The 14762-nt window shown below is 40.3% G+C and carries 15 protein-coding genes; 14 read left to right on the top strand and 1 reads right to left on the bottom strand.

What is annotated here, in order from left to right:
• Positions 1-7 precede the first annotated feature (7 nt).
• The 14 genes from flgL (at position 8) to C6W18_RS07655 (ending at position 13691) form a co-directional block, all read left to right on the top strand.
• The gene (gene flgL / locus C6W18_RS07720; protein ID WP_034318602.1) at positions 8-919 is read left to right on the top strand and encodes a flagellar hook-associated protein FlgL; all 912 of its coding nucleotides are present in this window, start codon (positions 8-10) and stop codon (positions 917-919) included.
• A gap of 46 nt (positions 920-965) precedes the next feature.
• Positions 966-1544, top strand: a complete 579-nt coding sequence (locus C6W18_RS07715; protein WP_034318605.1) for a DUF6470 family protein — start codon at positions 966-968, stop codon at positions 1542-1544.
• Between the two features lie 28 nt (positions 1545-1572).
• On the top strand, positions 1573-2007 hold the full coding sequence (fliW, locus tag C6W18_RS07710) for a flagellar assembly protein FliW (protein ID WP_034318608.1): 435 nt from the start codon (positions 1573-1575) through the stop codon (positions 2005-2007).
• Positions 2001-2225 carry a carbon storage regulator CsrA gene (gene csrA, locus C6W18_RS07705; RefSeq protein WP_044335543.1) on the top strand — a complete coding sequence of 75 codons (225 nt, stop codon included), beginning with the start codon at positions 2001-2003 and terminating at the stop codon, positions 2223-2225. The genes fliW and csrA overlap by 7 nt, the downstream gene beginning before the upstream one ends.
• A 153-nt stretch (positions 2226-2378) precedes the next feature.
• Positions 2379-2720 (top strand): flagellar protein FlaG, encoded by a 342-nt coding sequence (flaG, locus tag C6W18_RS07700; protein ID WP_105927053.1) that lies wholly within the window; start codon positions 2379-2381, stop codon positions 2718-2720.
• Positions 2721-2740: 20 nt separating this feature from the next.
• Complete coding sequence (locus C6W18_RS07695; RefSeq protein WP_105927051.1) at positions 2741-4255, top strand: flagellar hook-associated protein 2; 1515 nt, start codon at positions 2741-2743, stop codon at positions 4253-4255.
• Between the two features lie 17 nt (positions 4256-4272).
• Positions 4273-4677, top strand: a complete 405-nt coding sequence (gene fliS / locus C6W18_RS07690; protein WP_034318617.1) for a flagellar export chaperone FliS — start codon at positions 4273-4275, stop codon at positions 4675-4677.
• The gene (gene fliT, locus C6W18_RS07685; RefSeq protein ID WP_034318620.1) at positions 4674-5015 is read left to right on the top strand and encodes a flagellar protein FliT; all 342 of its coding nucleotides are present in this window, start codon (positions 4674-4676) and stop codon (positions 5013-5015) included. The genes fliS and fliT overlap by 4 nt, the downstream gene beginning before the upstream one ends.
• 13 nt (positions 5016-5028) lie before the next feature.
• The gene (locus C6W18_RS07680; protein ID WP_034318623.1) at positions 5029-5409 is read left to right on the top strand and encodes a DUF8042 domain-containing protein; all 381 of its coding nucleotides are present in this window, start codon (positions 5029-5031) and stop codon (positions 5407-5409) included.
• 33 nt (positions 5410-5442) lie between these two features.
• Positions 5443-7128 (top strand): methyl-accepting chemotaxis protein, encoded by a 1686-nt coding sequence (locus C6W18_RS07675; protein WP_034318627.1) that lies wholly within the window; start codon positions 5443-5445, stop codon positions 7126-7128.
• Between the two features lie 189 nt (positions 7129-7317).
• A complete protein-coding gene (hpf, locus tag C6W18_RS07670) occupies positions 7318-7881 on the top strand; it encodes a ribosome hibernation-promoting factor, HPF/YfiA family (RefSeq protein ID WP_105927049.1) in 564 nt (187 codons plus the stop codon).
• A gap of 198 nt (positions 7882-8079) precedes the next feature.
• Positions 8080-10605: a preprotein translocase subunit SecA gene (gene secA / locus C6W18_RS07665; protein ID WP_105927047.1), complete on the top strand. Its 2526-nt coding sequence runs from the start codon at positions 8080-8082 to the stop codon at positions 10603-10605.
• Between the two features lie 67 nt (positions 10606-10672).
• Positions 10673-11774, top strand: a protein-coding gene (gene prfB, locus C6W18_RS07660; RefSeq protein ID WP_105927045.1) for a peptide chain release factor 2 whose coding sequence is annotated in 2 segments (ribosomal slippage) — positions 10673-10744 and positions 10746-11774 — 1101 coding nt in all. Because the reading frame shifts where the segments join, the coding sequence is not laid out codon by codon here.
• Positions 11775-11897: 123 nt separating this feature from the next.
• Positions 11898-13691 carry a M3 family oligoendopeptidase gene (locus C6W18_RS07655; RefSeq protein ID WP_105927043.1) on the top strand — a complete coding sequence of 598 codons (1794 nt, stop codon included), beginning with the start codon at positions 11898-11900 and terminating at the stop codon, positions 13689-13691.
• A 211-nt stretch (positions 13692-13902) separates the two neighbouring features.
• Here C6W18_RS07655 and C6W18_RS07650 read toward each other — a convergent pair whose 3' ends face one another.
• A complete protein-coding gene (locus tag C6W18_RS07650; RefSeq protein ID WP_105927041.1) occupies positions 13903-14637 on the bottom strand; it encodes an alpha/beta fold hydrolase in 735 nt (244 codons plus the stop codon).
• Positions 14638-14762: the final 125 nt, after the last annotated feature.

Here is a 14762-nt window from a genome sequence, read left to right as displayed (position 1 = left end):
ATAACTGATGCGAGTTACGCAAGGTATGATTTCTCAAAACTCACTTCGCAATATTAGTAAGAGTTATGAAAAACTTTCTAAAATAAATGAGCAGGCACAAACAGGAAAACGTTTCACGAAAACGTCTGATGATCCCGTTGCAGCAGTAAAAAGCCTTCAATATAGTACAGCAATGTTTCGAAATGAACAATATCAGAAAAACTTAAATGAAGCACAAAACTGGATTGATACATCTGAAACAAGTGTCACTGAAATCATTGATATTATGTCAAATATTCGAGACAAAGTGCTTGATGCGGCGAATGGAACAAAGCAGCCCGAAGATTTAGAGGCTATCGGAGTGGAAATTGGTCAGATGAAGAAACAAATCATTGATGCAATGAATACTCAGATGTTAGGTAAGTTCGTATTTAATGGAACGAATACAAATGTAAAACCAGTTGTAGAGAACGCAGACGGTACGTTTACATTTAACTTTGAAAACTATACAGATGCAAATTCCGTTAAATCGAACATTTCTGATGGTATCACTTTAAATGTGAACTCAAATCCAATTTCAGCGTTTGGTGGACAGTCTGCCAGCGGTCAAAATGTCATTGAAATGCTGACGGATTTAGAAAACTCATTGAAAAATGGAACGTTCGCGAATTCTGATGATGCATTAGGAAGTATCGATCAGTTTAAAGAAGTGATGAGTGCTGAGCGCTCAGATCTTGGTGCCCGATCGAATCGGATTGACTTAGTAGGCAGTCGCTTGACTTCACAATTCGAAGTACTGAAAAATGCCAAATCAGATAATGAAGATGTAGAAAGTGAAAAAGCAATTATTGATCTTCTTCAACAAGAGGTTGTGAATAGAGCTGCTTTAGCAACGACAGCAAAAGTTATTCAGCCATCCCTTGTCGATTTCTTAAGATAATAAAAAGCATCCGTTGGGTGCTTTTTTGCATCGTGGAGGTGAACTTATGCAAATCCCTAGATTGTTAATGCAACAAACCTATGCAAAGCTGCAAATGTCGACGACTCCATCTAGACAAGAAGTAGAGCAGCCAAGAGCTGATCTTGAGATTCAGCAGCCAAGAGCTGTCATGAACATCACAAGAACACCTTCGAAATTAACCATTGATCAAACAGAGGCATTTGCCGATATGGATATCAAGTCGATTTTTAGGCGTTCTGAGGAATGGGCAGCTGAGGGGAAACGTGCTATTGGCGAAGGAATGGGCCGAAGAGCGGAAGAAGGAAGCGAACTGATTAAGATTGAGGATGGTGGTAATGCCATTGCCGAGTTTGCCAAAATCAATGGCAGTCCTCCAGCGAAGCAATTCACCATCGGTGTGATTCCTTCATTCTTTAGTGTCAAAATTCACTATCAGCCATCCGAGGTTAAAATTGATATTGAGCCTCAAAAAGCTGTCATTGAGGCAACACCTCATAAACCGATCGTTAACTACCAGCAAGGTAAAGTAAATATTGATATGTTACAATACCCAGAATTAAAAATAGAAGTTGACGAAACGGGTCAAAATGGTGATAAGGTATAGTTAAGAAAAACGAAAAAGGTCGTGAAGTATGATCATTCAAACAAAATACCATGGCGAAGTGACAATTAAAGAGGAGCAAATCATCAACTTCTCTAATGGGATACCAGGATTTCTGGATCAAAAACAGTTTGTCATTTTACCTTTATCAGAAGAGTCTCCATTTTTAGTTCTTCAATCATTGAAAAACGCAGAATTAGGCTTTATCGTCAGCAGCCCATTTTTATTCTTCAATCAATACGAATTTGATTTGGACGAGACGGTTGTAGACATTCTGGCAGTAGAAGATGCCAATGATGTGGAAGTAATGGTTATATTAACAATGGAATCCTCTATTGAAAAAACGACAGCCAATTTAAGAGCGCCTATCATTGTGAACCGGAAAAACATGAAAGCCAAGCAGGTGATTTTGCATGATTCAGCCTATCATACAAAACATTTGTTAGAGGTGGCATCCTCATGTTAGTGCTGTCTCGTAAATTAAACCAGTCGATTCAAATAGGTGATGATATTGAAGTCAAAATTATATCAATCGAAGGCGATCAAGTGAAAATCGGGATTGAGGCTCCTAAGCACATCGATATTCATAGGAAGGAAGTTTACCTGTCTATTCAAGAAGAGAATAATCGTGCTGCGAGCTTGTCCTTAGATCTTCTTTCTCAATTATCCTCACAAAAAAAGTGAGGATTTTTGTATCTGGTTCAGCTATCCTTCTCCACGTTTCTGTGTGGATGTTCACCATCTATATGAAACTTTAACAAATCGGTCCATCTATATTTAATTTGAAAATTCAAAGCCGATATAAAAGGTAGATTAAAGCACAGGAGCTGAATAACTATGTCTGTTGGTAAGTTGACATCACTTGAGCCAATTATCGATGCGTTTCAAACCCGTGTTTCTAATAATCAGAATGACAATGTAAACACTGATTTACAAGCAAATGGCAAGGTCGTTTCAAAAGAAGAAATTGAAAAAACGCTTCAAGGAGCAAACAAGCTGATTGAACCTACTCAATTTCATCTTCAATTTGAATTACATGAAAAACTCAATGAATATTATGTCAAAGTAGTAGACAACCAAACAGAAGAAGTCATTAGAGAAATTCCTTCCAAGGAATGGCTTGATTTCTATGCGGCGATGACTGAGATTGTCGGTTTATTTGTAGATAAAAGAATGTAATTGAAGGGAGAACATAAACAATGGTTAACCGGATTACTGGATTTTCAAATGTGTTTGATATTGATGAGATCGTCTCAAAGCTGATGAAAACCGAACAAGTACCACTTGATAAAATGACACGTCAGAAACAAACGCTAGAATGGCAAAGAGACAGCTATCGCGAGGTTAATTCGAAAGTCAAAGAATTAGATGATTTGATCAATAGCTTAAACTTGACGCTTCCAAGTACATATGGCGCCAAAAAAGTGACAAGCTCAAATGAATCTGCTGTTACAGCAACTGGCTCAACAAATGCTACCTCTGGCTCAATCAATGTGACCCAACTAGCGACAGCTTCCGTATTCAAATCTTCTGGTACATCTGGATTTACAGCTGCAAACGGTACGTTTACGTTTGAGGTGACGACACCAGATTCTACAAAACCCAAAACAGTGACCATTAATACCACTGATACAGATACAATTGATTCAATTGTGTCAAAATTGAACAACTCTCAACTAGGTGTCACGGCTTATAAAGGCCAAATCTTTGATGGGACGAACTACGTGGATACGATCGCTCTGACTTCGCGTACGACTGGTGAAGGTGTCAGTATTAAGGCCGCGGATGGCAATTCTGCTTCATTTTTAACGCAATTAGGATTCCAAGTGGATGGAGATAATAAATTAGTTGCGACCACTCCAGGACAGAAGGCGCAATACGAAATTAATGGTCTCAAAATGGAAAATAACAACAATACCTTTACACAGGCTGGTATTACGTATGAGCTTAAAGGAACAACGGATAAGCCTGTCAGCTTAAACGTTTCAACAGATGTCGATACAATCTTTGATAAAATTAAACAATTTGTTGATAAATACAATGAGCTTGTTGAGCAGGTTAATGGTAAAGTCAATGAAAAAAGAAATAGAGACTATCACCCATTAACGGCTGAAGAGAAAAAAGCGATGTCTGACAAAGAAGTGGAGCTATGGGAAACGACCGCGAAGTCTGGCTTGCTGAGAAGTGATTCCATTTTACGATCTGGTGCCTCTAAAATAAGAAGTGATTTTTATGCTGATATTACGACAAGTGATGCGAATAAAATTCAAATCACACAAATCGGAATTACCACTTCAGATAAATATAAAGATGGCGGAAAGCTTGTAATTAATGAAAAGAAACTAAAAGAAGCCATTGAAGCAGATCCACAAAAGGTCAGTCAAATGTTCATCTCGGGTAGTTTAAATGTGGATTCAAAAGATAAAGACAAAGCGCAGCAGCAATATAAAGAACAAGGGATCATTTATCGTGTCAAAAATTCCTTATCAGCATTCACGAAGAGCATTCAAACAAAGGCTGGCAGCACAACAATGGAATTAAAGGAATACGGACTTGGTAAGGACCTTGATTCTTTGACCAAACGAATGAGTACGTTCCAAGACCGTTTGAAGCTGGTTGAAGCCCGTTACTATACAAAGTTTAACGCCATGGATAGTGCAATTCAAAAGCTAAACAACCAATCTGGCTACCTTTCTCAACTGCTTGGACAATAATTGGAGGTTTATAACATATGGCAATACAGAACCCTTATGCCGCCTATCAGAAAAATTCTATTGAGACTGCAACACCTGCCGAGTTGACGCTTATGCTTTATGAAGGCTGCTTAAAGTTTATCAGACTAGCGAAGTATGCCATTCAAAAAGAGGATGCGGAAACGAGAAACTTGAATCTGAAAAAGGCTCAAAACATCATCCAAGAATTAAATGTCACCTTAAATCGTTCTTATGATGTATCAAAGAGTATGGCAAGTATGTATGATTACATCTATCGCAGACTCATAGAGGCCAACCTTCAAAATGACGAAGAGATGTTGAATGAAGTGGAGCAATACGTGACCGATTTCCGAGATGCTTGGAAGGAAGTCATTCAAACGGATCGAAAAGGCCGCCACCACTCTATTGGGGGATCTCTATGAGTATTGTTGACCAGCTGCATGACCAAACTTTAAAAATGGCAGCCGAAATATCGGCAAATCCACAAAGTGAAACGCTGGTTGAAGACTTTGACGCCTTTTTAATTGAGAGAGACGAATTAATGAGAGAGATACAGCATGAGCTGTCCGATCAAGAAAAAGAGAAGATCAAAGAAATCATTCAAACGGATCAGCAGATGGCGAAGCAATTAACGATTATCCAAAAAGGGATAAGAGCAGATATTCAAGCCATTCAAAGAAAGAAAACGAAACAGCTGAATTATCAAAATCCATACCAGCCCTTAACGAGTGACGGCGTATACTACGATAAACGGAAATAAATAGGTGAGACCTGTGGCGTATCGTTCAGATGACTATATTTTATTAACCACATATTATGAACTTCTTTATACGATAGAAGAGAGTCTAAAATATTTAGATGAAATTGAGAAGGACTTTGCTAAAACGGAGGGGGATCGGATCTTTAATGATCTGATCCATGCCTTTTTTCATTTAGAGACAACACATCCCCTTCTGCTTTCAATTATTGAAAATGAGCACTTTGCTAAGACGATTCGTTCGTTTGATCAAATATTTTTAAGTTTCGATATACTAGCTTTCTATACATTCCCTTCAAATCACTTCCAATCATTCCTGACATCATATTTTATACCTGAATATAGAAAGTGGATGGATGAAATACATGCCTGTATGAGGCCGTATGTCATTCATTAATTTTTGTTCAATTCAGACCATTCGGAGGAAATTATGAGACTAAAAAATCAATTTTTATTTGGGCTTATTGTCATATGTGTATTGTTTGTCAGTATTTTAGGGTTCTCAAGCTTTATCTATTACAAAACAGATCAATCCTATAAGGCGCTTCTCAACAAAGAAGTGAAGCTTTATCAGACCTCACTGGAATTAGAAGCACTTCTGCAAAAGCAGGAAGCGCAAATCAAGACATATGTGGTCGTGCAAGACGCTGAGAATTTACAAAAGATTGAGCAAACATATGAAGATATCAATAAGAAAACAAATGAAGCTTCAAAACTTAGTGCTGTTAAACAAGTTAAAAATCTGTTAGAACAAATTTCTGAACAAAATTACCTTTATTACACCTCAACCAATCGATTATTTAATTCACTGAATATGCAAAATCAAAAGGAATTCAACACCCGCCTCAGTCAAGAATTACAGCCTATCGAACAAGAAATACATACCTTTACAAAAGAATTCGCACAAACACAATTGAAACAACGAGATCAAAAAATCAACCAGCTCAATCAAGACAGCAACCAATTATTGCTCACACTCATTCTTGTCAGTGCAGCGATTGTGCTCGCCTTTTTGTTGATTGGGATCAGATTCGTTCATCGAATGACAAAACCGATTGTCTCTGTTACAAATGCCGCCAAAAGAATGGCTGATGGTGATCTCACAATTGAAGAGATTGAAGTAACCTCTAAAAATGAGATTGGCCAACTCGGCACAGCCTTTAACCAAATGACGACTCATTTGCGTCAGCTCATTTTACAGGTGCAAAACGGATCAAAGCAATTAGCTGATTCTGCTGCTCAATTTGAAGAAACCATCAGCCAAACAATATCGGCGAGTGAGCAGACATCTAGCTCGATTGAACAGGTTAGTGAAGCTTCACGTGAACAATCAGATGCGGTCGGAAAAGTCGCTTCCGCCATTCAAGAGGTATCGACTGGCATGCAAAATGCGGCTGAACACACATCCGATGTTTCGGGTCACTCAATTTCAGTGACTGAAAAGGCTGAAGAGGGTGCAGCCCTCATTCAACAGTTTGTGAAACAAATGAGCTCTATTAAGGAGTCTGTGAATGACCACCATTCCACAATGGCTAATGTACAAGCGCAGTTTACGGGCATTCAAGATCTGTTAGGTCATATCCACGCCATTGCCGACCAGACAAATTTGCTTGCGTTAAACGCAGCAATTGAAGCGGCAAGAGCAGGAGAACATGGAAGAGGCTTTGCGGTTGTAGCAGATGAAGTGAGGAAGCTGGCAGAAGAATCTAGTCAGCTGACAGATCAAATTAGTCAATTACTCGCGAACGTGAACAAAGATACTGAAAAGTCATCACAATCGATGACAAAGGTTGAACGAAATGTAGAAGAAGGTGTGAAAGTATCGCACTTGTCTGAACAGAGCTTTCATGAAATCCTGGAATCCATTCGTGATATCTCGATGAAAGCAGAGGAGCTATCAGCCACTGCAGAGCAAATTTCAGCTAGTACAGAGGAAATTTCTCAAACGGTTGGTGTCATTGAAGAAGGAGCCAAACGGAACTCCGAAGAGACGGAATACATGTCGGCAGCTGTTGAAGAATCACTAGCAGCGAACGAAGAAATGAAAGCAGCTGCGGAGGATTTGAAGTCCTTGTCTCAATCGCTGAAAACATCTATTTCATCTTTCAACATTTAAAAGCGCGCTGGTCTTTTTCGAGAATCAACCGAATATATATTCATCACCTATCAAGTAATAGTTGAAGTACCGCATAATTCGACAAATTTCAATAAAAATTCACATTTTTTTTACGTTTGAGCAGGAGAAAAGGAGGGAAAAGTAGAAATAGGTTTACATATCCTTAATTTTAAAGGAGGCGTTCTTTACATGAATTACAATGTCAGAGGAGAAAACATCGAAGTAACACCTGCACTAAGAGATCATGTCGAGAAAAAAATTGGAAAGCTGGAGCGTTATTTTGAGTCAGATGTTGATGCTTCAGTCAACGTGAACTTGAAGTTTTACAACGATCAAGAATCTAAAGTTGAGGTTACCATTCCAATGACTGATCTAGCACTTCGAGCTGAGGTGCATAATGAGGATATGTACAATGCAGTAGACCTAGCAACCAGTAAACTAGAACGTCAAATTAGAAAACACAAAACAAAAGTAAACCGTAAATTCCGCGAGCAAGGTGTGAAAAAGCACTTATTTGCTGGAGGAAACGGCACTGCCGATGTAGCGGTTCAAGATGACGAGGAAATTGATGAAACAGAAATCGTCAGACAAAAACGTTTCAACTTAAAACCGATGGATAGCGAAGAGGCCATTCTCCAAATGAACATGTTAGGTCATAGCTTCTTTGTTTTCACAAATGCTGAGACAAATTTGACCAATGTGGTTTATCGCCGAAATGACGGTAAATACGGACTCATTGAGCCAAACGCTTAACCATCAGCTTCTGTTGATCTAAAAATAACCTAAAAAAAGTAAACCCGTTCCCTTGATGAGGGGCGGGTTTTTTGTGCTAAATCATTGCAAATTCTTTGGAAATGAATGAAGGTATGGTATGATAAATGCAGGTAAATATGGACCTGTCAAACTTTTGGACATGCCGAAAAATTGCATGAAATAGAGGAGCGTTATTATATGCTTGGAATCTTAAATAAAGTGTTTGATCCTACGAAACGTACGATCAGCCGATATGAAAAAAAGGCAAATGAAATTGAAGCTCTCGCTCAAGATTTTGAGAAATTATCTGACGAGGCTTTACGAAATAAAACGATCGAATTTAAAGAAAAACTCGAAAAAGGACAATCCGTGGATGACCTGTTGGTGGAAGCATTTGCAACAGTACGCGAGGCATCTCGCCGCGTGACAGGAATGTTCCCATTTAAGGTGCAGCTCATGGGGGGGATCGCGCTTCATGAAGGCAACATCTCTGAGATGAAAACAGGTGAAGGTAAAACGTTGACATCAACGATGCCTGTTTATTTAAATGCTCTTTCTGGTAAAGGTGTCCACATTGTGACAGTCAACGAATATTTGGCAAGCCGTGATGCGGAGGAAATGGGCAAGATTTTTGAATTTCTTGGATTAACGGTGGGCTTAAACTTAAACAGTTTAGACAAAGATGAAAAAAGAGAAGCGTATGCCGCTGATATCACGTATTCAACAAACAATGAACTTGGCTTTGACTATTTACGAGATAACATGGTGCTTTACAAAGAGCAAATGGTGCAAAGACCACTTCATTATGCCGTCATCGATGAGGTTGACTCCATCTTAATTGATGAAGCGAGAACACCTCTTATTATTTCTGGACAAGCAGCGAAATCGACGAAACTTTACGTACAAGCAAATGCTTTTGTGCGTACATTAAAAATAGAAGACGATTTCACGTATGATATTAAGACAAAAAGTGTGCAGCTGACAGAAAGCGGAATGACGAAGGCGGAAAAAGCATTCGGCATCGAGAACCTGTTTGATGTCAAACATGTCGCGCTGAACCACCACATCGCTCAGGCCTTGAAGGCACATGTTGCGATGCAAAAAGACGTTGATTATGTCGTGGAAGATGGCCAAGTCGTCATTGTTGACTCCTTCACAGGACGTTTAATGAAAGGGCGCCGCTACAGTGAAGGTCTGCATCAAGCCATCGAGGCAAAAGAAGGTCTTGAAGTGCAGAATGAAAGCATGACACTTGCAACGATTACGTTCCAGAACTACTTCCGTATGTATGAAAAATTATCCGGTATGACAGGTACAGCGAAAACGGAAGAAGAGGAATTCCGTAACATTTACAACATGCAGGTTGTGACAATCCCGACCAATCAACCAGTGGTTCGTGATGACAGACCTGATTTAATTTACCGCACAATGGAGGGTAAATTTAAAGCAGTGGCTGAGGATGTTGCCCAGCGTTATATGATAGGGCAGCCAGTTCTTGTCGGAACAGTTGCTGTTGAGACATCTGAGCTTATTTCTAAGCTGCTCAAAAATAAAGGCATTCCTCATCAAGTGTTAAACGCGAAAAACCATGAGCGTGAAGCACAAATTATTGAGGAAGCTGGTCAAAAAGGTGCCGTCACGATTGCGACAAACATGGCGGGCCGTGGTACAGACATCAAGCTTGGCGAAGGTGTGAAAGAACTGGGCGGTCTGGCTGTTGTTGGGACAGAGCGTCATGAATCACGCCGTATTGATAACCAGCTTCGTGGACGTTCTGGTCGTCAAGGAGACCCAGGGATTACACAATTTTATTTATCCATGGAAGATGAATTGATGCGCCGATTCGGTGCAGAGCGGACGATGGCGATGCTTGATCGCTTTGGAATGGATGACACTACACCAATTCAAAGTAAAATGGTATCTAAAGCCGTTGAATCTTCTCAAAAACGTGTTGAGGGGAACAACTTTGATTCCCGTAAGCAGCTTCTACAATATGATGATGTGCTGCGTCAACAGCGTGAAGTGATTTACAAACAGCGCTTTGAAGTGATCGATTCGGATAACTTGAAATCGATTGTGATCAATATGATTCAATCTTCTATTGAGCGAGCTGTTGGATCTTATACGCCGAAAGAAGAGCTTCCAGAAGAGTGGAAACTAGATGGTCTTGTTGAATTAATCAACACGAACTATTTAGATGAAGGGGCCATTACGGTCAAAGATATCTTCGGTAAAGAAGCAGATGAAATTACGTCCTTCATCATGGATCGTATTAAAGAGAAATACGATGCAAAAGAAGAAACATTTGGCGATGAACAAATGCGTGAATTTGAAAAAGTCATCGTCCTTCGTGCGGTAGATTCGAAGTGGATGGATCACATTGATGCAATGGATCAGCTGCGTCAAGGAATTCATTTACGTGCGTATGCACAAACAAACCCGCTTCGTGAATACCAAATGGAAGGATTTGCGATGTTTGAGAATATGGTGGCTTCAATTGAAGATGATGTAGCCAAATATGTCCTAAAATCAGAAATCCAAAACAACCTAGAACGTGAAGAAGTTGTTCAAGGTCAAACTACTGCTCATCAGCCTCAAGAGGGCGATGAGGAGAAGACAGTGAAGAAAAAGCCGGTACGTAAAGTTGTGGACATTGGGCGTAATTCACCATGTCACTGCGGAAGCGGCAAGAAATATAAAAATTGTCATGGGAAGACAGAATAAGTAATGGAAAGAGGTGAAAACCTCTTTCTATTCATGTCAGCCCCCATACATCTATGAGGTGAAGGATATGGAATTAGTAGAAATTAGACAAGAGCTTGAAAATATGGCTAGCAGGCTAGCTGATTTTAGGGGGTCTCTTTGACTTAGAAACAAAAGAAGCCAAAATCGCAGAACTTGAAGCGACGATGTCAGAGGCTGATTTTTGGAATGATCAGCAAAAGGCGCAAGGTGTCATTAATGAAGCCAATGCACTGAAGGATTATGTGATTACATATCATGAGCTCAGTGAGTCACATGAAGAGCTGCAAATGACGCATGACTTATTAAAGGAAGATTATGACGGTGAGCTTCATGCAGATCTTGAAAAAGAGCTGAAGAACTTAACAAAACAGTTTAACGAGTTTGAGCTGCAGCTTCTCTTAAGCGAACCATACGACAAAAACAATGCCATTCTTGAGCTTCACCCCGGTGCAGGCGGTACTGAATCACAGGATTGGGGTTCTATGCTCCTGAGAATGTACACTCGCTGGGCGGAGCGCAGAGGCTTTAAAGTTGAAACGCTTGATTATCTTCCTGGCGATGAAGCAGGAATTAAGTCTGTGACATTATTGATTAAAGGGCATAACGCCTACGGTTACTTAAAAGCAGAAAAAGGTGTCCATCGTTTGGTGCGTATTTCTCCTTTTGATTCATCTGGCCGTAGACATACATCCTTCGTTTCCTGTGATGTCATGCCAGAATTCAATGAAGAAATAGATATTGATATTCGTACAGAGGACATTAAGGTTGATACGTATCGTGCAAGCGGTGCAGGTGGTCAGCACGTCAATACGACGGACTCTGCGGTTCGTATCACACACATTCCAACAAATGTCGTGGTGACATGCCAAACAGAAAGATCACAAATCAAAAATAGAGAACGTGCAATGAAAATGCTGAAATCGAAACTCTATCAAAAGCGAATCGAAGAACAGCAGGCAGAATTGGATGAAATCAGAGGAGAACAGAAAGAAATTGGCTGGGGCAGCCAAATTCGCTCTTATGTATTCCACCCATACTCTCTTGTGAAAGACCATCGAACCAATACGGAGATGGGAAATGTTCAAGCGGTCATGGATGGAGATTTAGATTCATTTATCGATGCTTATTTACGTTCGAAATTATCATAAAAACTCGGCTTCTTGCTGGGTTTTTTTAATTGTGAGAAAATAAATGAATATAAAGGAATACATACGCCATACTGACTCTATATCCTTTGTATGATGAAATTAGCAAATAAAGGGGGAAATACTTTGGGACTAAAACCATTACAAGAGACGTGGGATTTAGATGCCTTTTTTAAAGGAGGCAGTTCTTCACCAGAATTTATGACATACTTGCAGCACATTCAACAGCTACTAGATGAATTACGCCAAAAGGTGGATGCCTTCTCAAAAGAAGATACACACATTGAAAGCAGGTTAACGTCTGTCCTTGACACGTATGAAACCACATATAAAAAACTGTCTCAAGCAGGTTCATTTGTATCTTGTCTACAATCTCAAAATACGAAGGATATGAAGGCAGGTAGTCTTCGAGGTAAGATTGCCAAGCTTGAAGCCGAACTAGGAACCATTCTTGCGTTGTTTGATCAAGCGCTTGCTGCAATTCCTTCGAACAAGTGGGAAGATCTGATGAATTCAGCAGCCTTCTCAGATGTTCGCTACATATTAAATGAACGCAGAGAGCGTGTGAAGGATCAACTTCCTGTTGAACAAGAAACGTTGATTCAAAAATTAGCCGTAGATGGATACCACGCGTGGGATGAGCTCTATTCTAGCTTAGTGAACAAGATTACCATTCCATTTGAGCAAAATGGTGAAACACAGATGATTTCTGTCGGCCAAGCGGAAAATGCGATGGATGATTCAGATCGTGAAGTCAGAAAGGCCGTTTATCATAACCTAGAGAATGCATGGACACAGGATGAACATTTATTTGCAAGCACCCTCAATCATCTGGCTGGCTTTCGTTTGCAAGTGTATGAAGCAAGAGGCTGGGATCATATTTTAAAAGAGCCGCTTGATATTTGCCGGATGAAACAAGAAACCCTTGATGCGATGTGGTCTGTGATTGATGAACATAAGCAGCCGTTCATTGATTACTTACAACGTAAAGCTGACATGCTTGGTGTTCATAAGCTGAGTTGGTTTGATGTTGGGGCTCCTATTGGAAGTGAGACAAAAATCTATCCTTATCAAGAGGCAGCTGCTTTTATTGTGAAACATTTCGCTGGATTCGGAGAAGAGCTTGCAGCCTTTACTGAAAAAGCATTTAATGAAAGCTGGGTAGAAGCAGAGGATCGTCCAAACAAACGAGTGGGCGGCTTTTGTACGAATTTCCCTGACAGCGGAGAATCGCGCATTTTTATGACCTTCTCGGGAAGTCCATCCAATGTTGCGACACTAGCGCATGAGCTTGGTCATTCGTTCCATCAGGAAGTGATGCAGGATGTTCGTATTTTGAATCGTAAATATGCCATGAATGTAGCTGAAACGGCGTCGACATTCGCAGAAATGATTGTGGCTGATGCTTCATTAAAAGAAGCGACAAATGAAGAGGAGCGTCTCAGCTTGTTAGAGGATAAGCTGCAGAGAAGTGTGGCATTCTTTATGAACATTCAATCACGTTTCTTATTTGAACAGCGCTTCTATGAAGAGCGTAAACATGGAGAAGTGCCGGCTGACCGCTTGAATGAGCTGATGGTAGAAGCGCAGAAGGAAGCCTTTGGTGACTCTTTAGATGAATACCATCCGCATTTCTGGGCGTCTAAACTGCATTTCCATATCACGGGTGTGCCATTTTATAATTTCCCATACACATTTGGTTACATGTTCTCGCTAGGTATTTATGCAAAAGCATTGCAGGCTGGGGCATCGTTTGAAGAGAAATACATTGCGTTATTAAAGGATACAGCTTCAATGACAGTAGAAGATTTAGCATATAAGCATTTGGGCGTCGATCTTACCCAAAAAGCATTTTGGGAAGAAGCCATTTCTTTGGCAGTAGCAGATGCAGAAGAGTTTTTAGAAGCGACGAAAAAATGAAAAGCTCCCCATTACGGGAGCTTTCAGCGTGAAGACAAACCCTCGCATTCGGTGTCAGTCCTGCGTGCCGGTGCTCACGAATCTCAAATTCGCTCCGCGCCAGTACTCGGCCTTCCTAGACTTCAAGGGTTTTCATATCACGCTGAAAAGAAGACAAAGGGCTAAAATAAGGATCATTTTAGCCCTTTGTCAACAATCTGAAAGCTCCCCATTACGGGAGCTTTTTTGCTGGCTTTAACCATTCAATCATCCTCTGAATGATATCTTTTTGCTGCGTTAGGGCTGGAATATCAGCAGGCCGATCACCTTTTTGTTTGCCGTAGATGCCAAATTGCGCATGATTCCCGCCTTGGATCTCATGGTATACCGTTTGAGAAGGCAGCTGTTTTTTCGACTGCTTGATTTTCTCTTGTGTCGCTAGCCCATCCTTTTCACCCGAGATAGATAGTACCTTGAAGGGTGCTTGTTTCAGATCATCTGATGCTGGATAGGAAGCAAGGAAAAAGAGTCCGTCTAGCTTGCTTTGGTTTTCTTCTGCATACATAGCGGCAGCTGTCCCGCCAAGTGAATGACCGCCAATATACCAGTGTTTGATGGCTTGATGATCCTTGATGATGTCCTGTGCTTTCTTTGTATTGAAGATCGCAAAGGAAAATGGCATCTCGGGGATAAAGACAGAATAGCCTTTTTTCATTAGCGCATCTCCTATATAGGCGTAAGCAAGTGGTTCCACCTTTGCACCGGGATAGAGAATGACGCCAGTATCGCTTTTTGTAGTTTCAAATGCATAAACACCATTTTTATGTTCCACTTGCTCGATGTTCACCTGCTTTTTTAATGCTTCGGAGGGTCCATATGTAAAGCGGCTCCATGTATAGAAAGTACCAAAAGATAAGATGATTAGTGCAAGTAATGTAATGCCCGTTATTTTCAATAGTTTCTTCATCGCATGTCCCTTCTTTCTCATGTACATATTAAATATACCATCATTTACTCTCATGCCAACTGGCGAATACGCTGATCCGGCTGTGTGATAAAGTATTAATCCATTAGCACTGCATTTGGCTGTTA

Source organism: Bacillus sp. LLTC93 (genome assembly GCF_002993125.1).
Lineage (GTDB): Bacteria > Bacillota > Bacilli > Bacillales > Bacillaceae > Bacillus > Bacillus zhangzhouensis.
Note: the sequence above shows the minus strand (reverse complement) of the source record. Positions and strands in the feature narration are given on the sequence as shown.